27 protein-coding genes and 1 pseudogene are annotated in these 24744 nt (G+C 49.9%); 14 read left to right on the top strand and 14 right to left on the bottom strand.

The genetic code is table 11. The features are described from left to right. Nucleotides 1-9: 9 nt before the first annotated feature. The 7 genes from yegS to IMQ48_RS17370 form a co-directional block, all read right to left on the bottom strand. Nucleotides 10-909 carry a lipid kinase YegS gene (gene yegS, locus IMQ48_RS17400; RefSeq protein ID WP_196210007.1) on the bottom strand — a complete coding sequence of 300 codons (900 nt, stop codon included), beginning with the start codon at nucleotides 907-909 and terminating at the stop codon, nucleotides 10-12. A gap of 134 nt (nucleotides 910-1043) precedes the next feature. Further along, on the bottom strand, nucleotides 1044-1775 hold the full coding sequence (gene artJ / locus IMQ48_RS17395; protein WP_196210006.1) for an arginine ABC transporter substrate-binding protein ArtJ: 732 nt from the start codon (nucleotides 1773-1775) through the stop codon (nucleotides 1044-1046). Nucleotides 1776-1954: 179 nt separating this feature from the next. After that, on the bottom strand, nucleotides 1955-2623 hold the full coding sequence (gene artM / locus IMQ48_RS17390; protein ID WP_196210005.1) for an arginine ABC transporter permease ArtM: 669 nt from the start codon (nucleotides 2621-2623) through the stop codon (nucleotides 1955-1957). Next, a complete protein-coding gene (artQ, locus tag IMQ48_RS17385) occupies nucleotides 2623-3339 on the bottom strand; it encodes an arginine ABC transporter permease ArtQ (RefSeq protein ID WP_196210004.1) in 717 nt (238 codons plus the stop codon). Before artQ ends, artM begins: the two co-directional genes overlap by 1 nt. 6 nt (nucleotides 3340-3345) lie before the next feature. After that, nucleotides 3346-4077 carry an arginine ABC transporter substrate-binding protein ArtI gene (gene artI, locus IMQ48_RS17380; protein ID WP_196210003.1) on the bottom strand — a complete coding sequence of 244 codons (732 nt, stop codon included), beginning with the start codon at nucleotides 4075-4077 and terminating at the stop codon, nucleotides 3346-3348. 17 nt (nucleotides 4078-4094) lie between these two features. After that, nucleotides 4095-4823: an arginine ABC transporter ATP-binding protein ArtP gene (gene artP / locus IMQ48_RS17375; RefSeq protein WP_196210002.1), complete on the bottom strand. Its 729-nt coding sequence runs from the start codon at nucleotides 4821-4823 to the stop codon at nucleotides 4095-4097. A gap of 226 nt (nucleotides 4824-5049) precedes the next feature. Next, nucleotides 5050-5565 (bottom strand): lipoprotein, encoded by a 516-nt coding sequence (locus tag IMQ48_RS17370; protein WP_115258065.1) that lies wholly within the window; start codon nucleotides 5563-5565, stop codon nucleotides 5050-5052. 573 nt (nucleotides 5566-6138) lie between these two features. On the opposite strand from IMQ48_RS17370, the gene IMQ48_RS17365 reads away from it, so the two are divergent. The 6 genes from IMQ48_RS17365 to IMQ48_RS17340 all read left to right on the top strand — a co-directional run bounded on the left by IMQ48_RS17365 (nucleotide 6139) and on the right by IMQ48_RS17340 (nucleotide 9874). After that, nucleotides 6139-6351, top strand: coding sequence for a cold shock domain-containing protein (locus IMQ48_RS17365; protein WP_196210001.1), 213 nt, complete (start codon nucleotides 6139-6141; stop codon nucleotides 6349-6351). A gap of 10 nt (nucleotides 6352-6361) precedes the next feature. Further along, nucleotides 6362-6550 (top strand): cold-shock protein, encoded by a 189-nt coding sequence (locus tag IMQ48_RS17360; RefSeq protein WP_071888153.1) that lies wholly within the window; start codon nucleotides 6362-6364, stop codon nucleotides 6548-6550. A 294-nt stretch (nucleotides 6551-6844) separates the two neighbouring features. Continuing rightward, nucleotides 6845-7018, top strand: a complete 174-nt coding sequence (locus IMQ48_RS17355; RefSeq protein ID WP_096756542.1) for a GnsA/GnsB family addiction module toxin — start codon at nucleotides 6845-6847, stop codon at nucleotides 7016-7018. 286 nt (nucleotides 7019-7304) lie between these two features. After that, nucleotides 7305-8603 carry an AppA family phytase/histidine-type acid phosphatase gene (locus IMQ48_RS17350; RefSeq protein WP_196210000.1) on the top strand — a complete coding sequence of 433 codons (1299 nt, stop codon included), beginning with the start codon at nucleotides 7305-7307 and terminating at the stop codon, nucleotides 8601-8603. Nucleotides 8604-8723: 120 nt separating this feature from the next. Then, nucleotides 8724-9047 carry a heavy metal-binding domain-containing protein gene (locus IMQ48_RS17345; protein ID WP_001160725.1) on the top strand — a complete coding sequence of 108 codons (324 nt, stop codon included), beginning with the start codon at nucleotides 8724-8726 and terminating at the stop codon, nucleotides 9045-9047. Continuing rightward, nucleotides 9044-9874: an N-acetylmuramoyl-L-alanine amidase gene (locus IMQ48_RS17340; RefSeq protein ID WP_196209999.1), complete on the top strand. Its 831-nt coding sequence runs from the start codon at nucleotides 9044-9046 to the stop codon at nucleotides 9872-9874. Before IMQ48_RS17345 ends, IMQ48_RS17340 begins: the two co-directional genes overlap by 4 nt. A gap of 113 nt (nucleotides 9875-9987) precedes the next feature. Here IMQ48_RS17340 and IMQ48_RS17335 read toward each other — a convergent pair whose 3' ends face one another. The 4 genes from IMQ48_RS17335 to poxB form a co-directional block, all read right to left on the bottom strand. Continuing rightward, a complete protein-coding gene (locus tag IMQ48_RS17335; RefSeq protein ID WP_196209998.1) occupies nucleotides 9988-11001 on the bottom strand; it encodes an NAD(P)-dependent oxidoreductase in 1014 nt (337 codons plus the stop codon). Between the two features lie 98 nt (nucleotides 11002-11099). Continuing rightward, nucleotides 11100-12530 carry an SDR family oxidoreductase gene (locus tag IMQ48_RS17330; protein WP_196209997.1) on the bottom strand — a complete coding sequence of 477 codons (1431 nt, stop codon included), beginning with the start codon at nucleotides 12528-12530 and terminating at the stop codon, nucleotides 11100-11102. Between the two features lie 10 nt (nucleotides 12531-12540). Continuing rightward, entirely contained in the window at nucleotides 12541-13542 is a 1002-nt protein-coding gene (gene ltaE / locus IMQ48_RS17325) for a low-specificity L-threonine aldolase (RefSeq protein WP_196209996.1), read from the bottom strand. A gap of 36 nt (nucleotides 13543-13578) precedes the next feature. Next, on the bottom strand, nucleotides 13579-15297 hold the full coding sequence (poxB, locus tag IMQ48_RS17320; protein WP_196209995.1) for a ubiquinone-dependent pyruvate dehydrogenase: 1719 nt from the start codon (nucleotides 15295-15297) through the stop codon (nucleotides 13579-13581). 151 nt (nucleotides 15298-15448) lie between these two features. Here poxB and IMQ48_RS17315 point away from each other — a divergent pair, with 151 nt between their 5' ends. Continuing rightward, nucleotides 15449-15883 carry a DoxX family protein gene (locus IMQ48_RS17315; protein ID WP_196209994.1) on the top strand — a complete coding sequence of 145 codons (435 nt, stop codon included), beginning with the start codon at nucleotides 15449-15451 and terminating at the stop codon, nucleotides 15881-15883. Nucleotides 15884-15956: 73 nt separating this feature from the next. Here the strand turns inward: IMQ48_RS17315 and IMQ48_RS17310 are convergent, their stop codons facing one another. Beyond that, nucleotides 15957-17573 carry an FAD-NAD(P)-binding protein gene (locus tag IMQ48_RS17310; RefSeq protein ID WP_196209993.1) on the bottom strand — a complete coding sequence of 539 codons (1617 nt, stop codon included), beginning with the start codon at nucleotides 17571-17573 and terminating at the stop codon, nucleotides 15957-15959. 654 nt (nucleotides 17574-18227) lie between these two features. On the opposite strand from IMQ48_RS17310, the gene IMQ48_RS17305 reads away from it, so the two are divergent. The 6 genes from IMQ48_RS17305 to IMQ48_RS17280 all read left to right on the top strand — a co-directional run bounded on the left by IMQ48_RS17305 (nucleotide 18228) and on the right by IMQ48_RS17280 (nucleotide 23094). Further along, nucleotides 18228-18680, top strand: a complete 453-nt coding sequence (locus IMQ48_RS17305; RefSeq protein ID WP_196209992.1) for an NUDIX hydrolase — start codon at nucleotides 18228-18230, stop codon at nucleotides 18678-18680. A 155-nt stretch (nucleotides 18681-18835) separates the two neighbouring features. Further along, a complete protein-coding gene (locus IMQ48_RS17300) occupies nucleotides 18836-19540 on the top strand; it encodes a class I SAM-dependent methyltransferase (RefSeq protein WP_196209991.1) in 705 nt (234 codons plus the stop codon). A gap of 130 nt (nucleotides 19541-19670) precedes the next feature. Continuing rightward, nucleotides 19671-20111, top strand: coding sequence for a GNAT family N-acetyltransferase (locus IMQ48_RS17295; protein ID WP_196209990.1), 441 nt, complete (start codon nucleotides 19671-19673; stop codon nucleotides 20109-20111). Between the two features lie 362 nt (nucleotides 20112-20473). After that, complete coding sequence (locus tag IMQ48_RS17290) at nucleotides 20474-21127, top strand: metalloregulator ArsR/SmtB family transcription factor (protein WP_196209989.1); 654 nt, start codon at nucleotides 20474-20476, stop codon at nucleotides 21125-21127. 182 nt (nucleotides 21128-21309) lie between these two features. After that, nucleotides 21310-21783, top strand: coding sequence for a DUF2938 family protein (locus IMQ48_RS17285; protein ID WP_196209988.1), 474 nt, complete (start codon nucleotides 21310-21312; stop codon nucleotides 21781-21783). A gap of 105 nt (nucleotides 21784-21888) precedes the next feature. After that, nucleotides 21889-23094 carry an MFS transporter gene (locus IMQ48_RS17280; RefSeq protein WP_196209987.1) on the top strand — a complete coding sequence of 402 codons (1206 nt, stop codon included), beginning with the start codon at nucleotides 21889-21891 and terminating at the stop codon, nucleotides 23092-23094. Nucleotides 23095-23198: 104 nt separating this feature from the next. On the opposite strand, the pseudogene IMQ48_RS17275 reads toward IMQ48_RS17280, so the two are convergent. Then, nucleotides 23199-23800: pseudogene (locus IMQ48_RS17275) on the bottom strand (site-specific integrase). A gap of 175 nt (nucleotides 23801-23975) precedes the next feature. Between IMQ48_RS17275 and IMQ48_RS17270 the strand changes: the two are divergent. Beyond that, nucleotides 23976-24518, top strand: coding sequence for an AAA family ATPase (locus tag IMQ48_RS17270; RefSeq protein WP_196209986.1), 543 nt, complete (start codon nucleotides 23976-23978; stop codon nucleotides 24516-24518). Between the two features lie 4 nt (nucleotides 24519-24522). Here IMQ48_RS17270 and IMQ48_RS17265 read toward each other — a convergent pair. Continuing rightward, a partial coding sequence (locus tag IMQ48_RS17265; RefSeq protein ID WP_196209985.1) for a GrpB family protein occupies nucleotides 24523-24744 on the bottom strand: 222 nt, incomplete at its 5' end.

The raw sequence follows: 24744 nt of genomic DNA, 5'->3' as shown, positions 1-24744 counted from the left end.
GGCCGTGTATTAGCGCAGTAGCGGACAACCGGGCGGTAACCGGCAGCGTAGCGCGGCGGGGAGGATTTCGATGTGAAATTCCTGCCCGCTTAGCGGTTCACCATCGAGATTAAAGGTGATTTCATGGGGGGCGCGGATATCAAACCACGATGATGCGCCGTCAATAATATTGGGATTGTCATCGGATTGGGTGAGTGCCGAAAGCAACGCTGGAAGCAGCTCATCGCCGGTAAAAATGCGCAGTTGTAACAGACCATCGTTGATCAACGCCGTGGGGCAAAGCTGCTGCCCACCGCCAGCTTGTCGACCATTACCAATGCCGATCACCAGTGCGTCACCCTGCCAGTGAAAGTTTTCCCCGCGAATGTCACAGCTGTCGGGTTTCAGCGTATCCATGCGCATGAGCCCATGGATAAAGTATGACACGCCACCCAGCGCGGCCTTGAGTTTTTCTGGCGTTTCGGTGGTGATGCGTGTGCCGAAGCCGCCGGTTGCCATATTGATAAAACAGGTTTTATCGTTGACCTGTACCATATCGATCTCAGTCGCATTGCCGGCAATGGCCAGCTTTAATGCTTTATCTAACGTCTCCGGAATACCTGCACTTGTGGCAAAGTCATTTGCGGTTCCCAACGGTAAAATCCCCAGTGCGGGAATATTGTCCCCCTGGCAGTGGATTAGCGCGGTAGAAACCTCGTTGATGGTGCCATCGCCGCCGCCCGCAATAACGGTGGCAACACCCAGCTGACGCGCCTCATCCACGTAGCGCCGGGCGTCACCCTTTTCCCAGGTGACGCGCACGTGGATTTCTACACCTTCATCACGCAGCAGCGCTATCGCCTCACGTAGGGAGAGATTATCAGCACTTTTTCCATTCAGGATCAGTAAGCTGGCAGGGAATGCTATCATCCTATGGCCTCACTTTTATCGTTTTAACAAGTGTATGCCAGGAATGTATTTATGGCGTAAGAACTAACCGAAAGCGCGGACGTTAAACGTAAAAAGCCGCGGTTTGCGGCTTTTCAGGTAGGGCTGTGAAAGTATTACTGTGGGAACCACTGGTCGCTGATTTTCTGATAGGTACCATCAGCTTTAATGGCGGCCAGCGCGGTGTTTAGTTTTTCCAACAGCACTTTGTTATCCGGGCGAACTGCAATGCCAAGGCCGGTGCCGAAGTATTGTGGATCGGTGACTTTGTCCGTTGCCACGCCTAACTGCGGGTTGGTTTTCAGCCACTCATTAACCACGGCGGTATCGCCAAATACGCCATCAATACGCCCGTTTTTCAAGTCAATGATCGCATTCTGGTAGCTGTCGTATGCCACTGTTTTCACTTCAGGATGTTTGTCCTGCAGATATTTCTGGTGCGTGGTGCCGTTTTCCATGCCGATACGTTTGCCTTTCAAATCGGCAAAGGTTTTATAGGTGTCTTTTTTCGCAATCACCAGCGCTGAGTTGGCATAGTAGGGCTGGGTAAAAGAGACCTGCTTACTACGCTCTGGCGTGATATCCATACCGGAAATTACCGCATCGTATTTTTTGAATTTCAGCGCGGGGATCAGGCTGTCGAAAGCATGATTGGTAAAAGTACAGTCAGCCTGCATTTGTTTGCATAATGCCGATGCCAGATCGATGTCAAAACCGACAATTTTATTGCTGGCGTCCAGCGATTCAAATGGCGGGTAGGTTGCTGAGACACCGAAATTGATTTTATCAGCAGCTGAGGCGCCAGCGGCGAAGGTAGCAAGTAATGCGGCCAGGACTAACTTTTTCATGGTGGAACTCCCGTCTGTCAATCTTATGATGATTCACCGTGTCTGCGGCGTTGATTTACAATGCCATTTAATGAATTTGTATGCAATAAAAATGATTAAGTATTTTTTGTTGAATAAAAAAAAGCGGACAGTCCAGAGACATGCCCGCCTTTACTATTCAGCTTTATGCAGTTATTGACTTAATTGCGGTGTTCAAACGCCAGCGCTTTACGCTCGATTAGGCGCATCATCAGCGTCAGTAGGCCGTTAACAATCAGATAAATCACGCCCGCCGCGCCGAAGACCATGACGTCATAAGTGCGACCATACAACAGCTGGCTGTAACCCATGACTTCCATCAGCGTGATGGTATAGGCCAGAGAGGTACTCTTGAACACCAGTACCACTTCGTTGGAATATGAGGAGAGGGCGCGTTTAAAGGCGTACGGCAATAGAATCGCCAGTGTGTCCTTTTTGCTCATCCCCAGCGCGCCGCAGGATTGCCACTGACCTTCCGGGATTGCGCGAATAGCGCCGTAAAACAGCTGTGTCGTATACGCGGCACTGTTTAATGACAGCGCAATCAAGGCGCACAACCATGGCTCAGACAGCAGATGCCAGAGCACCGGATACTCCTGCAACGCAGGAAACTGGCCCGGACCGTAGTAGATCAGGAAGATCTGTACCAGCAGCGGCGTACCGGTAAACAGCGTGATGTAGATGCGCACCAGCCACACCAGCACCGGCGTCTTCAGCGTCAGGATGATGGTAAAAATTAGCGCCATAACCAGCGCAACCACAATGGAGGCGACCGTCAGCGTCAGGCTGGTATGCAGCCCTTTCATCAGTTCAGGTAAATACTCAAGCATCAGCCCGGTCTCCGCTCAAAACGTGTCGCGCGCAGGTCAATGCGTTTGAGGATGTACTGACTCACCAGCGTAATCACCAGGTAAATGGCCGCCGCCACGATGTACCAGGTAAACGGCTCCTGGGTACGCGTCGCAATGCTTTTAGTTTGTAGCATCAGATCGTTGACGCTAATAAGGCTCACCAACGCGGTATCTTTCAGCAGAACCAGCCACTGGTTACCCAGACCGGGCAGGGCATGACGCCACATCTGCGGCATCACCAGACGAAAGAAGATCGCGGTTTTGGACAGCCCCAGCGCCTGACCTGACTCCCATTGTCCGAGCGGGACGGCTTTCAACGCGCCACGCAGCGTTTGCGACGCATAGGCCGCATACAGCAATGACAGTGCGATAACCCCGCACAGGAACGGACTGACGTCGAAGTTTTCGATCTGCATCTGTATTGGGATCTGCACGAACCCAAGATTTACCGTAAACCCATCCGCCAGCGTCAGAAGCAGCTGTGAGGAGCCGAAATAGATAAACAGAACCACCAGGATTTCCGGTAGTCCGCGCAGAAGGGTGACCACAGCCGAGCCTGTCCATGCCACTGGGCGCCATTTAGCTGACTCCCAGACGGCAAACAACATCGCGAGTGCCAGGCCAATGATCAGCGCACAAACGGCAAGGCCGACGGTCATCCCGGCGGCGCTTGCTAAAGGAAAAAATTCATTCATCTAATATTACTTCTGGAACCATTTGTTATAGATGGTTTCGTACGTCCCATCTTTCTTCACTTTTTCCAGTGCAGCGTTGAATTTCTGCTGCAGCTCGGTATTGCCCTGGCGCATCGCGATGCCCAGACCGGTACCGAAGTAATCTTTATCAGTGACTTTATCGCCGATAGCGGCCAGTTTCGGATTGTCTTTCAGCCATTCGGTCACGACAGCGGTATCACCAAAGACGCCATCAATACGCCCGTTTTGCAGGTCGAGTTTGGCATTCTGGTAGCTGTCATACGGCACGGTGGTGACTTCCGGATGTTTATCCATGATGAATTTCTGGTGTGTGGTCCCGTTTTGTACGCCGACTTTCTTGCCTTTCAGCTGGTCAATGCTGGTGTATTTACCCTGTTGACCAACAAACAACGCCGAGTTGTCGTAGTAAGGCGTAGTGAACAACACCTGCTTTTCACGCTCAGGCGTGATGTCCATACCGGCCATAACCGCGTCAAAACGACGGAATTTCAGGCTCGGGATTAGACTGTCGAAGGCTTGGTTGGTGAACGTACAGGTGGCGTCGATCTCTTTACACAGCGCATTCGCCAGATCAACGTCAAAGCCTACGATGTTGTTATTGGCATCGATGGATTCAAACGGAGGATAAGACGCTTCGGTAGCGAAACGGATGGTTTGGGCTGCGGTAGCGGAAAGGCTAAAACCTGCGATTAGCGCGGCAATCAGAACTTTTTTCATTGTCATTGTCCCGAATCTTAGTGAGAGAGATAGTTTTTAAACGCTTCGGTTTGCGGGTTGGCAAAGCAGCTCGCATCCCCAAACTCGACGATATGACCGTTTTCCATATACACCACACGACTGGCCGTTTTACGGGCGACTTCCACTTCGTGGGTGACGATCACCTGAGTAATGTTGGTTTCCGCCAGCTCGCGAATGATGCTGACGATTTGTGCAGTAATTTCCGGGTCAAGCGCTGCGGTGGGTTCATCAAACAGCAATACTTGAGGTTCCATCATCAACGCACGGGCAATGGCCACGCGCTGTTGCTGACCGCCGGAAAGATGCAGTGGATAACGATCGCTGTAGGGCTTCAGACGCAGACGTTCCAGTAACTTTTCAGCGCGCGCCAGCGCCTGATCTTTTGTCAGTCCCAGTACGCGGCAGGGAGCTTCGATCAGATTCTGCTGCACCGTAAGATGCGGCCAAAGATTGTATTGCTGAAAGACCATGCCCACGTTCTGACGCAGCTCACGAATGGCCTTATCGGAAGGTGTTTTCGTGAAGTCGAAACGGTTACCGGCAATAGAGAGCGTGCCCGAACGCGGCATCTCAAGCAGGTTGAGTACGCGCAATAGCGAGCTTTTCCCGGCTCCACTTGGGCCAAGTAACACCAGTGTTTCGCCCTGAGGGCAATCCAGCGTGATATCGAACAGCGCCTGATGTGCGCCGTAGAAGCAGTTAATGCCGTTTAATTGAATACTCATTGACACTCGTATACTGGCAGTCTGATAGCTATTGAAGCCGCAGATACTACCTTTGACAGAATAGTTATGCAATATTTATGCGTTAAAAGTTAAATGCAAACCGCATTCTTCACTAAACATAGCACAAAATAGCGGGGTCACCAGAGGGTAAGAATAATTGTCGGCATTCTATGAAGAATGCCAGACAATTTATGGGGTTTATGATTTAAGTGGTTGAATGGCGAGGTTAACGGTTTTCTACGGACTGGCGCAGCGTCCCAGCTGGCGCGTGTACGCTACCACCCAGATAGCGTACATCATCCACTACCCAGCACTGGCCTTCACGGATCATCAGTACTTCATCACGCCAAGTTTGATTACCCTGCTTAAGCTCTACGCGCAGCGGAATGTTACGTGCATCACTATTCGGAATGGTCGAGGCGCTGGCGACACTGGCGCTGTCCGGTAAGGTGGTGCGGCTGGAGAAGGGATCGCTGGTCAGCAGCTCGCGGTGCGAGTTATCGCGGCTGGCATCGGTCAGCAATTTCGCCAGATTATCACTTAAATACGGGCGCAAGGCGGTGATGTCGTTGCTACGATGCTGAATACGGTAATCATAGAACTGTTGTGCCACACTGTCCGGCCCGCCTTCCACGCAGGCGCCGCTACGCGGGCCGTTGTCTTTATAAGCCGGAGTAACGGTGGTACAGGCGCTGAGAAGAAGTGCACAGGGGACCAGCAGAGAGAGTTTCGAGTAGCGCATAGTGATTTCCTTATAAGCTTTCTACTAATAGTGTTCTACGATGAACAATTCTATCCTTTCAATGATTGTATAATCGATTAACACATTGTTTTGTCTTACATAAATTCGCAGGGTTCACCGCTTCGGACATCAGAGGGTACTGACTGCTTACCTCAGTTCAGTATATCAAACTGTGACATGATGTTGTCGCCAACGATGCTCCCTATAGTGTATAGACCATCTACGTATCTGCATGCTTATTTACGAGACGATAAAACGCGGGGCGACGGATGGCGTCGGTATGCCTAAGGGTGTCGCGAGAGCGCTTATCAGGCTAACTGAAGATAGCGTTATTCATATTTAACGGCTATCAGGGTATCCGGATGGCTAAAATAAGAGTTGATTAATTGTTATCCCCATGCGTTAATAGCAACGTCGGTTTGAATAACAGACGATTTACAAAGTAGTTTACTCCCGCAGTTCTCATTTTCAGGTTTATCTATTTATCCCTTCTTTGAGTCACTCCGCTAAGCACTTAGTCGATTCTGTAAAAAACCAAATATGCCGAAAGGCTCAAATTAAGGAATAAAATATATGTCTAATAAAATGACTGGTTTGGTTAAGTGGTTTAATCCTGAGAAAGGTTTTGGATTCATCACGCCAAAAGATGGTAGCAAAGATGTGTTTGTGCATTTTTCTGCTATCCAGAGTAACGACTTCAAAACGCTGAATGAAAACCAGGAAGTCGAATTTAATGTGGAGCAGGGACCTAAAGGCCCATCCGCTGTTAATGTTGTGGCGCTTTAAGGTAACTATTATTACTAATCATATTCACTTCCGTTGCCCATGTTGCCATGGTTCTCAGTACAGAACATCGACCTTCGATGTGACTGAGGGAAATCCGTTTGGCGCGAAATGTATTTTTTGCAAATCTAAAATGATTACATTTGATAATGTTGCAATGTACATTCAGTCCGGCCAGACTCCGCTGGATTTCAGAAAATAATTTTTTAGGCCCCTTCAAGGGGCCTTTTTTAGTGACTTAACAGATGACTCTCCCTGTTTGTCGTGAGAACGTCATCTTGACGTTGTCGTTGTGAAGTCAGAATATCTTTTACTCTGAACCTGCTTTCAGTCCCTCTCTTGTCGTTTAATATGCAAACAATTTCTGCGTGCGTAATGAACAGTTGCGCCTGGGTTATTGATTCTTCTTATCGTATGGTTTATAGATATCCATGGTTATACAGATAATACTATCTACTGGCGCGTTGATGCCGTTACAGACCAGAAGAGGTGCATAATGGACGTTGAAAAATTAAAAAATAAAACTGAAGCGGATATATCTGAATTCATCACAAAGAAAATTGTCGAACTGAAGAAAAAAACCGGGAAAGAAGTTTCTGATATTCAGTTTATCGCTCGTGAGAAAATGACCGGGCTTGAAAGTTATGACATCAAAATTAAGCTAATCTAATTTTCAAACACAATCCAGTATGCGTTAGAGCATCGCCGTCCAGCTGAGGTGGTGCTTTTTTATTTTAATAATTTCGTGATGAAATTATGAGTGCGATCTCTTCTGAGTGTTAACGTCGCGGTGGCGAAAGTGTAAGAATTTCAGCGGTACCTGATAATCCAGTATTCCATCCTGGTGGATATTTATCATCACAGGCGTAGGATGATTCTGCTCTCGACAAGGTAAGACCTTCGCCCTGTCGTGTGCAGGCTTCTGATTATTCATTAACGACGAGGTGGTGCTGGTAATGAGTACACTTATTATTCGTTTATTGTTCTTAATGCTTATATTGGCCCCTCTTTCATTACGCGCCGATGAACAGAGCGGAATGAAGCTTGAGCGTGTTGTCATCGTGAGTCGACACGGCGTCAGAGCACCGACAAAATTCACCCCCCTTATGCAGCAAGTCACTCCGTATCACTGGCCGCAATGGGATGTTCCTCTGGGGTGGTTGACCCCCCGTGGCGGGGCGCTTGTTGCTGAATTGGGGCGGTATCAACGTTTACGTCTGGTGGACAAAGGCCTGCTTGATAACAAAACGTGTCCAACGGCAGGGCAGATCGCAGTCATTGCCGATATTGATCAACGTACCCGTAAAACGGGCGAAGCGTTTCTGACTGGACTGGCCCCGGAATGTAAAATACAGGTTCATTATCAACAAGATAAGTCAAAATCTGATCCCCTTTTTAATCCCGTCAAGGCGGGGCAGTGTTCGCTGAACCCATCGCAGGTGAAAGAGGCCATCCTGACCCGGGCTGGCGGAAGTCTTGATGAGTACACGCGCCACTACCAACCCGCATTTCAAGCGCTGGAACGGGTATTAAATTTCTCACAGTCAGAAATGTGTCAAGCATCCGGGCGGTCTACACCGTGTTCGTTAACCGCCGTCTTACCTGCTGAACTCAATGTCTCTCCTGAGAATGTTTCGTTGTCAGGCTCATGGGGACTGGCTTCAACCCTGACGGAAATCTTTCTGTTGCAACAGGCGCAAGGGATGCCGCAGGTGGCCTGGGGGCGTATTAATGGCGATAAAGAATGGCGTATATTATTAAGTCTGCATAATGCGCAGTTTGACCTTCTGCAGAAAACCCCGGAGGTTGCCCGTAGCAGGGCCACGCCGTTACTTGATTTGATACGTACAGCACTCGTAACACAGGGATCAATAGAGAATAAATACGAAATTCAGTTGCCCGTTTCTTTGTTGTTTATTGCGGGACATGACACCAATCTTGCCAATCTCAGTGGGGCATTAGGCCTTAATGTGTCGCTGCCTGGTCAGCCGGATAATACGCCACCGGGCGGGGAGTTCGTTTTTGAAAGGTGGAAACGAGTCAGTGATAATTCTGATTGGGTGCAGGTTTCTTTTATGTATCAGACCTTGCAGGAAATGCGTGACATGCAGCCTTTGTCGTTGCAAGCACCCCCTGGAAAAATTGTGCTGCCCTTAGCGGCCTGCGATGAGAAAAATACGCAGGGAATGTGTTCATTAAAAAATTTTTCCGCACTCATTGATTCCGTTCGCGTGTCTGAATGTGCTGAACAATAATATTTTTATTGCCTCATTTCGGTCGTGTGGAAAATTGAACAATCGGAACCTTTCAATGATAGTGTATCGGTTCGATAATGCTTTTAAAGTAGCGTTGTTAGCGCAATAAGGAGATATACCATGCAGTTTTCGACCACCCCTACGCTGGAAGGGCAAAGCATCGTGGAATACTGCGGTGTGGTAACCGGTGAAGCGATTTTAGGCGCCAATATCTTCCGCGATTTTTTTGCCGGTATTCGTGACATTGTCGGCGGACGCTCCGGCGCGTATGAAAAAGAGCTGCGTAAAGCGCGTGAAATTGCCTTTCAGGAACTTGGCGAGCAAGCGAAAGCGCTGGGTGCGGATGCGGTCGTTGGTATCGATATTGATTACGAAACCGTAGGCAAAGACGGCAGCATGCTGATGGTAAGCGTCAGCGGTACCGCGGTGAAAACCCGCCGATGAAGCGTCTGTTATGGCTGCTGGTATTCGCCGTGCTACTGACGGGATGTGCCAGTGAGAAAGGGATTGTCGATAAAAACGGGTATCAACTGGATACCCGACGTCAGGCTCAGGCGGCATATCCACGCATTAAAGTGCTGGTTATTCACTACACGGCTGATGATTTTGACTCATCGCTGGCCACGCTGACGGATAAAAACGTCAGCTCGCACTATCTGATCCCGGCAGTTCCGCCGCTGCACGGTGGCAAGCCGCGGATCTGGCAGTTGGTCCCGGAAAAGGATCTGGCCTGGCATGCAGGGATCAGCTTCTGGCGGGGCGCCACGCGGATTAACGACACGTCGATTGGTATTGAGCTGGAAAACCGTGGCTGGCAGAAATCAGCGGGCGTGAAATATTTTGCGCCATTTGAAGCCGCGCAGATCCAGGCGTTGATTCCGCTGGCAAAGGACATTATTGCCCGCTACGACATCAAGGCGCAGAACGTGGTGGCGCATGCGGATATTGCTCCGCAGCGCAAAGACGATCCCGGCCCGCTGTTTCCGTGGCGTGAACTGGCTGCACAGGGCATAGGTGCCTGGCCGGATGCACAGCGCGTCGCGTTTTATCTTGGCGGACGTGAACCCCATACGCCGGTGGACACCGCATCGTTACTTGATTTGCTATCGCGCTACGGCTACGAGGTGAAACCAGACATGACGCCGCGTGAACAGCAGCGGGTGATTATGGCGTTTCAGATGCACTTCCGCCCGGCGTTGTGGAACGGCGTAGCGGATGCACAAACGCAGGCGATTGCCGAAGCGCTACTGGAGAAATACGGGCAAGGTTAACGCAGGTCACTAATGTCTGATGGCGCTTCGCCTATCAGGTCTACAGTTAATTCGGGCAGGTTTTTCTCGGCCGGATAAGGCGTCTGCGCCACCATCCGGCAATGGCAATCAGCCTAACGCGGCAGCTTACCGTGGTCGCGCAGCCAGGCTGCAGTACGCTCAATCCCTTCATCCAGCGTCACGACAGGCTGATAACCTAGCTCTTCCTGGGCACGGGTGGTGTCCAGCGTAAAGTCAAAATTGAGCTTCGAGACACCGTAGTGCGTGAGCTTAGGCTCTTTCGCCGATTTATTCCCCAGACGCTCCATACTGCGGGCAATCATGTCCAGCATCGGATAGGGAACAGAGCGGATGCGGCAATCAATATTCAGTTCGTCAATCAGCTTCTGCACGATGCTGCGCAGCGTGCGATGCTCACCGTTGGTGATGTTATACACGCGACCTGATGGCAGATTGTCACAGGCTTCCTGACTTGCCAGCCACATGGCGTGAATCGCATTTTCATAGTAGGTCATATCCACCAGTGCGCTGCCGCCGTGCGGGAGCAGGACGCTGCCATAGTGGTGCATCATGTGCGCCAGGCGGGGGATAAAAACTTTATCATGCGGGCCAAACAGACTCTGCGGACGTAGTACCGTAAACCGGGTTTGCGGGTTGGCCTGGGCTAACAGCGCAATCACGTCTTCGCCGGCTGCTTTACTGCGGGCGAATTCGTTAGCGAAGCGGTGCGGACGGAAATCCTCTTTGATATCGCGATGGTGGTGATAATCAAAATAGAGCGACGGGGAGGAGATATGAATAAAGTTACGCACACCCCAGGCAACCGACCATTCGCCCAGTCGGCGGGTAGCGCGGACGTTAGCCAGGTCAAAGGCTTCCTGTGTTCCCCACGGCGAGGTAAAACTGGAACAGTGCCACAGCGTGTCGATACCTGCGAGCATCACTTTTGCTTGCGGAGAGACCAGCTCGGTCAAGTCCGCATGCACAAATTCTGCGCCCATTTTCTCCAGTAGCTTACCCATCGCTTCGTTGCGACCGGTAGCTCTGACGCTGATGCCTTTCTTGCGTAAAAACTCAACCGCGTTTCGGCCTAAGCCGCTGGTGGCTCCGGTAACCAGTACCTTCATATCATTCCGCTGTGTTTAATAGAACTTCGTGCGCATTCTTCCGTGAATTACGCCTGTATGCAATGGGAAACATGAAAGATTACAGCCTCTTTTTGTCTTTAGTCTGTGATTTGTTCTGCAAGTTTGGCGATACGCTTTGCCATCCCCCGGAAAATAAACAGATGTGCCGGGATCATCAGCAGCCAGTAGAACAGGCCGGGCATGCCGTGCGGGTGCCACCAGGCGCGGACGTCAATGCGTCGGCGATCGCCTTTATCTTCCAAGGTAAAACTCAGACGACCGAGTCCAGGCGCCTTCATACCAAATAACAGTGTTAGCTGTTTTTCCGGCTCGACGATAATGACCTTCCAGCTATCCACGGTATCGCCGACCTGTAAAAGCGGACGCTCCGGCCGACCTTTTGCCAGTTTATGCCCCACCAGCAGATCCATAGTTGCGCGCGTCTTCCACAAAATATTGCCAAAGAAATAGCCCTCTTTGCCGCCGAGGCGATTCACCACCTGCCACAAAGCCTTCAGGCTGGCGGGGGTCTCGACGCTAAAACCGGCCTGTTTGGCGAAATAGCCGTATTCCGGTCGCCAGCGGGCAAATGCCTGCGCGTCGTAGCCCCACTCGCTGGAGTCGACCAGTTTCTCTTCTTCTTTCAGCGTGCTACGTACCGCATCGTCAAAGGCGATGAGCTTTTGGGGGATTAATGCCCTCAGTTCGGTGTCATCGGCCAGCAGATCGTGTTTCAGGCCCTGTATCAGCGCTTTGGCAGTCGTCGGCGGAACCGAGGTGATCACATTTAAAAACCACACTGAAATCCAGCGGGTCGGGAAAGGGATAGGAATGAGCAGGCGATGCTTGCCGCTGACCGCCATAAAATGTTCGAATTGTTCCTGATAACTCAATACCTGCGGCCCCGCAGCTTCGAGTACGCGGTGGCTGCTTGCCGGGTGCGCCAGCAGCGCAACTAAATAGTGCAGCAGATTCTCCAGCGCAATAGGTGTGGTACGCGATCGTACCCAGCGCGGCGGAGTCAGTACCGGCAGGTTGTAGACCATATCTCGCATCACCTCAAAGGCCGCAGAGCCTGCTCCGACGATAATACCTGCCCGTAATTCCGTGACCGATACGCCGGATTCGCGCAGCGTGTCTGCTGTTATCTGCCGTGCGCGCAGGTGATCGGACTGTTCATGTTTGGGGGCCTGTAAGGAGCTCAGGAAAATCAGCTGGTTGACCGGCGTATGACGCAGGGCATCGCGGACATTCTGCGCTACCTGACGCTCGTGGGCGATAAAATCACCACCTTCACCCATCCCGTGCACCAGGTAATAGACCGTGTCAACGTCGGCCAGCAGCGGCGTCAGGGTATCTGGTTCGTTTAAATCAACCTTATGACAACTGACGCCAGGCAGTTGCTGCTTGTCCAGTCGCTCGATGCGACGTGCCGCCGCCAGCACCTGATGTCCTTGCTGGCTGAGCGCTTGTACCAGATGTTGACCAATGTAACCACTGGCGCCAAGTACCAAAATCCGTTGCGGCACGCCGGTCTCCTTAGCGGTTTAAGAAAGCACGCCAGTGGGCGGCGACTTCAGCAAGTTGTTCACGCGAGACGTCCAGGTGCATCACCAGACGTACAATCGGCGAGGCGTTAATCAGCACGTCTTTAGACTTCATGTACTCGCCCAGCGCGGCGGCGTGTTCTTCACCCACGCGAACAAACAGCATATTGGTGTCGTGACGCATAACATCGGCACCCGCTTCACGCAGTTGTTCTGCCATCCAGGCGGCGTTGTCGTGATCGTCTTGCAAACGCGTAACGTTATTTTTGAGTGCATACAGCCCGGCTGCCGCCAAAATACCGGCCTGGCGCATACCGCCGCCGGTCATTTTACGCCAGCGAATCGCGCGTTTGATGTAATCATGGCTTCCGACCAGCAGTGACCCGACCGGCGTCCCGAGCCCTTTGGAGAGACAAATGGTGAACGAGTCACAATATTGGGTGACGTCCTTCAGCTCACATCCGTAGGCAACGATGGCGTTAAAAATACGCGCGCCGTCAACGTGCAGCGCCAGATTTCGTTCGCGGGTGAATTCCCAGGCATCCTTCAAATATTCACGCGGTAGTACTTTGCCGTTATGGGTGTTTTCCAGGCTGAGCAGGCGGGTACGGGCAAAGTGAATATCGTCGGCTTTGATTTTAGCCGCGACTTTGTCCAGCGGCAGCGTGCCGTCTGGCGCGGCGTCGATAGGCTGCGGCTGAATGCTGCCGAGCACCGCGGCGCCACCGGCTTCGTATAAATAGTTATGTGCTCCCTGGCCTGCGATGTATTCCTCGCCGCGCTGACAATGGCTGAGCAGCGCCACCAGATTTGCCTGGGTGCCGGTCGGTAAGAAAATAGCCGCTTCTTTGCCAGAAAGTTCAGCGGCATACTGCTGAAGGGCGTTGACGGTAGGGTCGTCGCCGTAGACGTCGTCCCCGACCGGGGCCGCCATCATCTCTTCGAGCATGGCGCGGCTTGGGCGGGTGACAGTATCACTACGTAGGTCGATCACGGGCATTCCTTTTTAAGTGAGGTAATGCCCACTGTTTTACCTTAGCCAGTTGGTTTTCGCCAGTTCGATCACTTCATCACCGCGTCCGCTGATGATAGCGCGCAGCATATAGAGGCTGAAACCCTTCGCTTGTTCGAGTTTGATTTGCGGCGGTATGGCGAGCTCTTCTTTTGCAACCACTACGTCGACCAGCACCGGGCCATCAATCGACAGCGCTCTTTGCAACGCCTCATCGACTTCCGATGATTTCTCCACGCGAATACCGGTGATGCCGCAGGCTTCGGCAATGCGGGCAAAGTTGGTGTCGTGCAGTTCCGTTCCGTCGGTCAGATACCCACCGGCTTTCATCTCCATTGCCACGAAGCCCAGCACGCTGTTATTGAATACGATGATTTTCACCGGCAGTTTCATCTGCACCACCGAAAGAAAATCGCCCATCAGCATGCTGAAGCCGCCGTCGCCGCACATGGCTATTACCTGACGTGCAGGTTCCGTTGCCTGCGCACCCAGCGCCTGCGGCATCGCGTTCGCCATCGAGCCGTGATTAAACGACCCGAGCAGGCGGCGCTTGCCGTTCATTTTCAGATAGCGCGCGGCCCACACCGTGGGGGTGCCGACATCGCAGGTAAAGATGGCATCGTCGGTGGCGAAGTGGCTGATTTGCTGCGCCAGATACTGCGGGTGAATGGCTTTTTCGCTGGGCTTGGCTAAATCATCCAGCCCTTTACGCGCATCGCGATAATCACTCAGGGCCTTATCGAGGAATTTACGGTCGGTTTTTTCTTCCACCAGCGGCAGCAGGGCACGCAGCGTGGCTTTGATATCCCCCACCAGCGCCATATCAACCTTACTGTGCGCGCCAATGCTTGCCGGATTGATATCAATCTGAATAATTTTGGCGTCGGTGGGGTAGAAGGGACGGTAGGGGAACTGGGTGCCCAGTAAAAGCAGCGTGTCGGCATTCATCATGGTATGAAAACCAGATGAAAAACCGATCAGTCCGGTCATGCCTACATCGTAGGGGTTGTCGTATTCGACGTGCTCTTTGCCGCGCAGGGCGTGGACAATCGGCGCTTTGATTTTGGCAGCAAACTCCACCAGTTCTTTATGTGCACCCGCGCACCCGCTGCCGCACATCAGCGCGATATTGCTGGAATAGCGCAGCAGTTGCGCCAGTTTTCTCATCTCTTCTTCCGCCGGGGTGACCACCGGTAACGGCGCGTGATACCAGTGTGTGCTGGCGCTTTCCGGCGCGGCTTTCAGTGCAACATCGCCCGGTAGCACGACAACTGAAACTCCGCGGTTTAACACCGCTTTGCGCATGGCAATTGCCAGCACCTGTGGGATCTGCTCAGGGCTGGAAACCAGCTCGCAATAGTGGCTACATTCGCGGAACAACTCTTGCGGGTGGGTCTCCTGAAAATAGCCGCTGCCAATTTCACTGGAGGGAATATGCGCGGCAATCGCCAGCACCGGGACATGGTTGCGGTGGCAATCAAACAGGCCGTTAATCAGGTGCAAGTTTCCCGGTCCGCATGAACCGGCACACACCGCCAGTTCACCGGTCAGTTGCGCTTCCGCACCTGCGGCGAAGGCGGCAACTTCTTCATGCCGGGTTGGCATCCAGTCGATCGTTCCCATGCGATTGAGACTGTCACTGAGACCATTCAGTGAGTCACCCGTTACGCCCCAAATACGTTTCACACCAGCCTGTTCAAGCGTTTTAGCAATAAAAGCGGCAACCGTTTGTTTCATGGTTTTCCATCTCCTTTAATGTGATACCGGTTACAAGTTTAGATGAAGATAATAGTTATGCTTCTCATTACCCCTTATTTTCGGCAGCTTACATTTGGCGAAGATAACGCGTAGCTTGACTGTGGGCATGGCAAACAAGGAACGAATTCAAATGGTTACGAATTTATTAAATGCAGTAAATCGCATGCTGACGCATGAGGACTTTGGCAAGTTTTTGTTACGCCTGGCTGTGGGGGGACTGATGCTGTTCCACGGTCTGCATAAACTGTTCGCCGGGATTGATGGCATTAGCGGCATGCTGATAGCGAAAGGTTTTCCGGGTTTCATTGCCTACGGCGTTTTGCTCGGCGAGGTGCTGGCACCGTGCCTGATTATTCTCGGTATCCTGACGCGACCTGCCGCGTTAGGGCTGGCATTCACCATGGTTGTCGCGTGGCTGATGGTCGGAATGGGCGAAACCTGGTCGTTGGATAAAACCGGCGCATGGGCTATTGAAAGTCTGGTGTATTTCTTTATTGGCGCACTGGCGGTGGCATTTTTGGGCGCCGGGAAATACGCGTTGGGCGGTCATTCGGCCTGGCGCTAGTTTGCCATAGGACGACAAATGCGGAGGCGAGAACAGGTTAAATTTATGCTTGCCTCCCCATCAACGAGGTCCGTTAGTCAATGTCGTCACTGCTCCACAGTTTCCTTCGACGTCCCACCGCGCCTTGCGTTAGCACATTTGCCATGGCTGCGCCGATTTCAGCGCTAACGACCAGACCCTGAATAAAAGGACGGTCGTGCATTAACCATGGCAGCCCGCCAAAGGCGATGCGACCACCGGCGTCTTTTGGCGCGTGCAGCGTGTAATTTTCACTGATATCCGGGATCTCATCACCACAGGCGAGCAGTTGATGGCGCAAAGTGGGGAAGGGGATATCTTTGCTCTTCAACGCCTTCTGCCCTCTGGCATCAATAAACACATCAAATTCGCGGCGCTGATTGTTGTGATAGATAACCGTCATGCCTTGCTCATTTTTGCGTTGGTAATCCGAGCCAAGCGCGAGGATTTCAATCAACCCTGCGTCATACAGCGCCAGCAGGCGGCGAATGGATTCTGAGGGGATCGCCGCATAGTTATCGATAAATACGCGAGCCAGACCGTGCTTGAAGCGTTCTCTGTCGCCATCGTCAAGATGAGGCACGACCTGCTCGATAACCTCATGCAGCCGTAGCAGGGTATAGCGCCACGCGATGGTGCGTTGCTTCCGCTTGTTGCGCTCCACTTCCTGCAGGTTGCGTTTCGCCCAGTCAAAAGGACCGTGCTGAATTCGGTCGGCAAAATAGATGTCGGAAAATGTATCGGCCGTCAGCGTCTCAAGCGCTATCTGCTGGCTCCACTGCGGTGCTGCGTTTTGCAACTGTTTGACGATAAGCTGGAAGAGGCGGTCCAGTAATCCGCGCTGACCCTGTGCAATGACGTGTTCAATCGCCTGCCCGGTGGCGATATTCAATGGTTCATACGGTAAAGGGCAGTAAAAATCCGCCTCCGGCAGCACACCGCTGCGCGACATCAGGGTCAACTTCAGGCTTTGGCTGCCGGGTTTGCGCGTAAAATGGATGACGCTATCAGCATCGGTGGTGAAGGCGCCATGTTGAGTGACCACGGCAACCGCCGCATCGATAGCGCTTAATGACGTACCGAGAATGCCCACTTTGCAGGCGTTAATTTGTGCGCTCATCAGGCCGGTCCACGGGCTGGGGAAAAACTCTCGCGGTGTGTCGTCTCCCTCAGGCCACAGATGTCCGGTGGCGATAACCGCGAAATCAACCTCGACAGGCTGTGGTGTGTGGTTGATCCACAACGTAACACCCTGTGGGTTTGCGCGAAGATCGGTGACTTCGCTGGATTCATGAACACAAATCTCAAAACCGGACTCACGGGCTTTATCGACAATGGCTAAAAAGCGATCGCGAAAATAGTCGCCAAGGATCACACGGGGTAAAAACTGTCGCTCATGCAACGACGTACGTTCAATACCAAATTGTGTCAGGTAGTCATCGCTTTGATTCTGTAGCCACGTCAGATAGGTGATGTAAATCGGCGGGATTTCAATGCTGGCAATATTCGCCAGCATATGGTCCGCGTTATTGTCGTTGTTGTAAGGCATGCCCACACCCGCTTCTTCCGCTTGCTCGTAGAGTTGCACGGTCAGCGGTTCGCCGCGTTCAACCAGGGCATGGAAGGTATAGATTCCTGTGGGGCCAACGCCGATGATAGCCACTTTTTTCATGGGGCTCCTTTTTTGAAAAGCTCGACGGATGGTCGGGGATATTGATTAGTTTGTGAATGTTAATTGTGGTTGAAAAATTGAGGGGTGAAATGTTTATGCTCGCCTTTTTGCGACTACGATTCCCACACAGATTCACCAATTTCTCAGTAACCTGTTAAAAATAAAAGTCTTTACGCCATGGGTTATGTACCTAACCGCGTACCAGCACGCCTGTGCTGAATTTGAGCGGCAAGTGGTGGCGGGAAGCCGGGTTTGATACCGGAGTTGGCGGCGAAAGCGGCGGTATCAGGGCTCATCCCCGAGTAGCCCGGACGAGGTGCATCAGTACCGACTCCGGGGACGTTCCCGGCGGCACTTCGGCCAGCCGGGCTACCCGAAGATACTTTTGTCAGCAATCTGAACCCAGCGATAGGCTGGATTTTTTAGGGGGCGGTGTTGATGTTGGAAAATGTCGAACTCGAGAATACTTTTGCGAAGAGTACCATTTTTTCAAAAAATTGAGTTATTGGTGGCAGTCTGCTTTGAGCAAAGAGAAGACGATAAACGCAGTTGACGTGGCAAGAAAAAGTATTCTCAATGTGCACTTGCAGACTGCAATTTATGTTTAGATGAACATCCGAAATAAGAGTTTAAATTTTATTTAAGAGGGAAGATATGCGTACTCGCCCAGCCTCTCGATTGATAGTCCTTTCACCTGAAAATCATGTTCTGCTCTTCAGGTTCTGCCATAAAGATGATGCTCTGGAAGGAAAAACATACTGGGCAACGCCAGGGGGAGGACTTGAGCACAACGAGTCTTTTGAGCAGGCGGCGTTACGTGAATTATTTGAAGAAACGGGCCTGACAAGAAGAACTACGGGACCACAAATAGCCTCCAGAACCTTCCCTATGATGCTGCCAAGTGGTGAGAACGTTCTTGCTGAAGAACGTTTCTTTATTATTAGTGCAGATAAATCAGATATTGACCGATCAGGTTGGAGTAACAACGAAAAAGAAGTCATTCGCGAACACTACTGGTGGAACTTAGAAGAGCTCAGACAGACCAATGAAATCATCTTCCCACTCGATTTGATAATTAACATACTTGAAGGCTTTCCCAGCACTTAACCCTCTGAACGGCTTAGATTTCGCTTCTGGAATGAAGCGGCCCTTGAAGAGTCGTGAAGTCTACTGATATTACTGGCACCCAGGCCCATAAACTTCACTTCATCGACAAATGGCGTAAAACGTGAAGGGGATTGTTGTAAAAAAGGCGTCTCAATATGAATCCCTATGAAAAACATTACAGGCAACTGATAGCAAACGGAGCTGTCGCCTGGGCTGGCGAAGGTTATATTAGGGCAAAAAAACAGCAGGAAAAAATCTTTCATTGGCTCAATTTACATCACTATTTACCCCGGTCAGGTGCGCCGGTACTTGAAATGGGGTGTGGTAACGGAGCTATGGCATCACAGTCCCTTGCTGAACGAGGATATTCTGTGTGGGGTGTGGATTTTTCTGAGACTGCTATCAGATGGGCAGAAAAGCGTTTTCAGCAAGCTGGTATCTCCGCACAATTTTTTGTTGGCAATGTTTGCCGTATACATCAATGTAAGGACTCAACGTTTGAGTTGATTATTGACGGCAGTTGTTTGCATTGCCTGATAGATAATGACCGGGTTCTCTTTTTCGCAGAGGTGAAGAGATTGCTCAAACCCGGAGGTCGTTTTGTGATCAGTTCCATGTGCGGAACCCCCGGTTATTCGGCTGACATTAGCTCTTATGATCCGGTCAGGCACCATTTAGTGAAAGATGGTCAACCCTGGCGTACTCTGAAACCACTCCCGGCTTTAATTGATGAGATACAGAAAGCACAATTTAACGTGCTTGCAATAAGAGTGAATAACAATGCGTGGTGGGATCATGCCACACTGGTATGTTCGGTGAACTCATCACTCGGTGATTTGCAACAAGTATCGAGTGGTTAAAAGCTGACTTTGGATCCGCTTTGAGCAAGAGGCGGACATCAGCGGCAATTTTACTCAGGATTCTATATCCTCAGAGAATATCACTGCCTGATCATCAAAATTAAACTGTCTCAAGCATGGAATAAGACAAATGAATATAAGGACAAGATTAGCTCTATCCACTGATATAGAGGGTATTTTTGAAGTCAGAACTTCGGTTAAAGAAAATCATCTCAGTCGAGAAGAAATGGAGCAGATGGGAATTACCGAGAGCGTTGTCACCGATATGATTGAGAAAAGTCATTGCGCATGGGTTGCCGTAGATGACGGAAAAGTGATTGGTTTCTCGATGATTTTGCCAGATGAAGGATGTCTTTTTGCGGTCTTTGTTCTCCCTGAATATGAAGGCAGAGGTGTAGGTCGCAGCCTTGTTGACCTCGCAGAGCAGGAATTATTCAAACACCATAAGGCAGTCTGGCTTGAAACCGACAAAAACAGTCGTGCGGCAAAATTTTACATGCGACTGGGCTGGGTTAAAAAAGAAAATATTAGTGAATCTGATATTAGATTGGAGAAACTCCGCTGCGTTTAAGCAAAGATCCTCTTCTTTAATATCCGCTCCTGGCACGCAGCGGACATTGCTGACTGAGCTGAAGGTCCGCTGTGAGCGAGAAGCGGACGAAAGTTGTCTCCTCAATGAGGATTTGTCTTTCTATTTTGTAGCAATTTATGCGTTCACGCGTGTAGTGACCTATTCAAAACATACTGTTTCTGCCAACGCAGCAAGCAAATGTCTCTAAGGTTTCATGCTACATAATTCCATAGAGTGATGGATTAATGTAGAATCAGACATTAAATAAACGACACTTATCTACCCTTTCAGCAATCAGTTCCCAGCAGAAGTGAAGGCTGATGGGTATCATTTCCTTACTTAACACCTGAGCACGCGAAACTATGACTAGCGAATTAGATTCACATTTTTTTGATAAAGCCTCTGATATCGCAAAATCACTCGGCAATGGCAGACGCATGCAGTTACTTGAATTGCTGTCTCATGGTGAAAAATCTGTAGAAAGACTGGCGATTAGTCTCGATGTCGGAATCACTTCAGTTTCTGCTCACCTGCAGATCCTGAAAAATGCAGGTGTTGTTCGCGCCCGCAAGGACGGGGTTAAAGTATTCTATTCAATCGCTGATAAAGGGGTTTCACAGCTCCTCGATCACGTAAAGAATATTACAGCAAAGATAGGTTATCCCGAGACGGAGACCGCCCTGCATATGGTTTCAGAGCATTCGATATCCCTTCATCAATTAATCAATAAGTTAGATGCAGGTAATTGTGTATTAGTCGATGTTCGCCCAAAAGATGAGTTCGAAACCTTCCATATTCCAGGAGCGCAATCTGTTCCTGTTGAGGAGGTGAGTGACTGGGCACTCAATTTTAATGATAACCATGAAGTGATCATTTACTGCCGAGGCATTTACTGCCTTCTCTCGATTGCGGCAATGCAAAGCCTTACCGCCAAGGGGATTACGTGTTCAATCTACCCTCAAGGTATCAGTGAATGGCGACGAGCAGGTTTTCCTGTTGAAGGGGCATTTGCGTAAAATTTTTTCTTAATTAACAGTAATATATTTAATTTCGGGTATATAGCTCTATGTTTAGCTCATCACCGCATCCATTATTCCATTGTTCAATGGAATAATGGATGTTGTGGTTATTGCCTTGGCACGACCCTGAGCACTCTGGGTGTACGAATTGTATTACTACTTAAATTTGGACTTTCTGAATGGTATCTGAAGCGATTTCACTCATGGTGGGAGCCGGTATTGTTGCGACAATTGTCAGCGATCTGGTATCAAAATTTGTTTTCGGTAAAAGCCACTGGAACTTGGTTGGCCGATGGGTTGCAGGTATTCCCCATGGAAAACTTATAAATACTGAAATAAGCGAGAGTCCCTCTGTGTCTTCCGAGGTGGCGCTTGGTTGGGGATTCCATTATTTGACCGGCATTGTTTATGGGGCCATGTACATCGGTATTTGCCTTCTAATTAAAACTCCACCGAACTTCGTTAGCGCTGTTACCTTCGGTGTGCTGACCGCTGTAGCCCCGTTTTTTATTCTCATGCCGGGAATGGGTATGGGTGTTCTCGCACGTAAAACACCAACACCCTTAAAAAACTGTCTGTCCTCACTTTTCGTGCACACCATTTTTGGGGTAGGCCTATGGCTTGGTTCTCAATTTTTCACCATGCCGCTCTAACGTTTACCTGGTGAAGCTGTAGTACAAAGCAGCTTCCCGCTATTTTTTGCCGTAAATATCCCTAATGGGATGGCATTCAATGTAATTAAATAATTGGGAGTCATTATGCCTGTTGGCCTTTACGCCCTCGCTGTTGCAGCCTTTGCGATGGGAATGGCAGAATTTATCGTGGTAGGGATCCTGCCAGCTATTGCCTATGATATTCATATTGATGTCCCCAGTGCAGGGCTGCTTGTAACTCTCTATGCAGTGGGTGTTGCTATATCAGCTCCGGTATTAACTGCGGTAACCAGTCAGGCAAACCGGCGTTTGCTTGCATCCGGGCTAATGTGTCTTTTTATACTTTCCAATATCATTGCATGGCTCGCCCCCAGCTTCTCAGTACTTCTGATTTCACGGGTTCTTGCCGGGGTTTCTCATGGCGTATTTTTCTCCATTGCTTCTGTCATCGCCTCTGGTCTTGTGGCAAAAGAAAAAGCGGGTCGAGCAATTTCTATTATGTTTACAGGTCTGACAGTCGCACTGGTTACTGGCGGACCTGTAGGAACAATGATAAGTGAAGCATTCGGATGGCGAGCTGCTTTTCTTGGAATTGCGGTGACAGGAGTAATTGCGATGGCTGCTATGCTTATCTGGCTGCCCAAAAATCTTAAAACGTCGGGGGCTTCCTCATTCCTCTCCCAGTTTGAAGTGTTAATAAAACCCAGGCTTCTTTTGGTATTTGCAATCACCACGATTGGACATTGTGGATCGTTTGTGGCTTTCACTTTTCTATCTGAAATACTACAGGGCCAAACGGGCTATTCACTTACCTCTGTGGGCCTCATTTTTGTCTGTTACGGTGCAGGGGTTATGCTTGGCAATAATTACTTTGCACGGCTTGCAGACCGTCGTGGTGCAATTACCGCGCTTCTGTGGGTTTACGTAATGTTAAGTCTGGCGCTGCTAACTCTTGGGCTGACGGCTTCGAGTAAAGTTGCGGTCATCCCTGTGATTATTGCATGGGGGGCTTTTGCCTTTGGTAACGTTCCTGTTTTGCAACTGTATGTCATGCAGCAGGCGAAAAAAATCCTTCCTCATGCAACAGAAGCTGCATCCAGCATGAACATTTCGGCTTTTAATATTGGCATAGCTGCAGGGGCATGGTTGGGCGGCATAGTCGTCGCGAAATCAGGGATTGGGAGTGTCGGCGAGGTGGCCGGGATAATCGTGTCGATAAACGTTATTCTTGTACTGATAAGCGGTTATCTGGACAGACGGAATTACGCAAACTCTTCCGTTCCATGTGACAGCTGTCAGGAACCCTCTTAGGCCATTTTCGGAGAGTATCCACAATATATGGATACTCTCATTTCTCTTTATTCTGAATCATTGTCCGCTCTTGGCACAGGGCTGCTGTTGCAGCCCTGACAACCCTAGACTTCAATCGATTCAGAGATCTCTAACGCATCATCTACTTCAATGCCCAGATAACGGACTGTGCTTTCCAGTTTCTTATGGCCCAACAGAAGTTGGATCACCCGAAGATTCTTGGTTTTCTTGTAGATCAGGTAAGGTTTTGTTCTTCTCATGGAATGTGTGCTGTAAAGCGAATCTTCGAGACCAAGTTTTTCTACCCCCCATGAAAGATACGGTTGTATTGTCGGGTTGATATGTGCTGATTAGTTCCGACCCGAGACCGGAACAAGAAGTCTTTACTGTGCAAATTGCCAAGCTTTATCAATGCAGCAACAGCTTCTCTTGTTCCTTTGGTTATCTCAAATTGCACAGGGCTACCGGTTTTCTGTTGCAACCCCGTTGCTCTGTTTGAAACAGAGCTAACATATGCAACATCAGATACTTTGAGTTTGACCAGATCACAGCCCCGCAGCTTACTGTCCAGGGCCATATTGAACAGAGCCAAATCACGCGTTTTACCTTCCAGTTCCAGCCTGATTCGGATCCCCCAGATATGAGATATTTGAAGTGGTTTTTTTTGGCCGATAATACGGTCTTTGTTCCACGGTGACATATTCATACTTAAATCTCCTGCAATGTGGGAGATTTAAGTATGGTTGTCCCTCAAGAGCGAAATTTAGTCATTCGCACCCTGATAATTACACTTTTTAGTTATTCAGGATAAGATGTAGTTATTCAAACCATCACAGGTATATTGCAGCTTCATCGCATCAATAAATATTCAGGAGAAGTCAATGTCATCAGTTTTACAACATCGTTTCATTCTTACAGGTGGCCCAGGGTCAGGCAAAAGTACGATAATTGATACGATTATAAAACGAGGGTTTTGGTGTTCTAAAGAAGCTGGAAGAGGTGTGATACAAGACCAGGTTAACATCGGCGGCGATGCATTACCGTGGGCCAACCAGACTGCATTTGCAGAGCTGATGCTATCCTGGGAAATGCGTTCGTGGCATGAAGCGGAGGGGCAAACACAACCCTGCTTCTTTGATCGTGGTGTTCCTGATGTTGCGGGTTATTTACGTCTTTCTGAGCTTACCATACCGAGGCATCTGGAGAACGCCATCGAGAAATTTCGCTATAACCGAATCGTATTTATTGCACCACCCTGGCGTGACATATATGTACAGGACACAGAGCGCAAACAATCTTTCGATGTTGCCATCGCGACATATCACGCAATGGTGAAAACCTATCGTAGGTATGACTATCAGTTGATTGAATTACCATGCGCTTCAGTAGAGGAGCGTGTGGATTTTATCCTTTCCAATATATAGCACATCAAATATAGCCTAAATGTTTAAAAATTCTCTGATAGATATCGTGTACCACTTTACTTTTATTTTCATGATATTTTTGAATGTCAAAGCTGCAACCTTTAACTGCCTCAAATTTGGCATCAGCGTACAGTTTACAGTCTTTTTCTGACTGTCTAAGCCAATCTCGAAAAAGCAAATGCCGAGCTGTTTCAGGGGTGTCCCGAGTAAAAACATGTAGGTTAAC

The organism is Citrobacter sp. Res13-Sevr-PEB04-36, assembly GCF_015672735.1.
GTDB lineage: Bacteria > Pseudomonadota > Gammaproteobacteria > Enterobacterales > Enterobacteriaceae > Citrobacter.
Note: the sequence above shows the minus strand (reverse complement) of the source record. Positions and strands in the feature narration are given on the sequence as shown.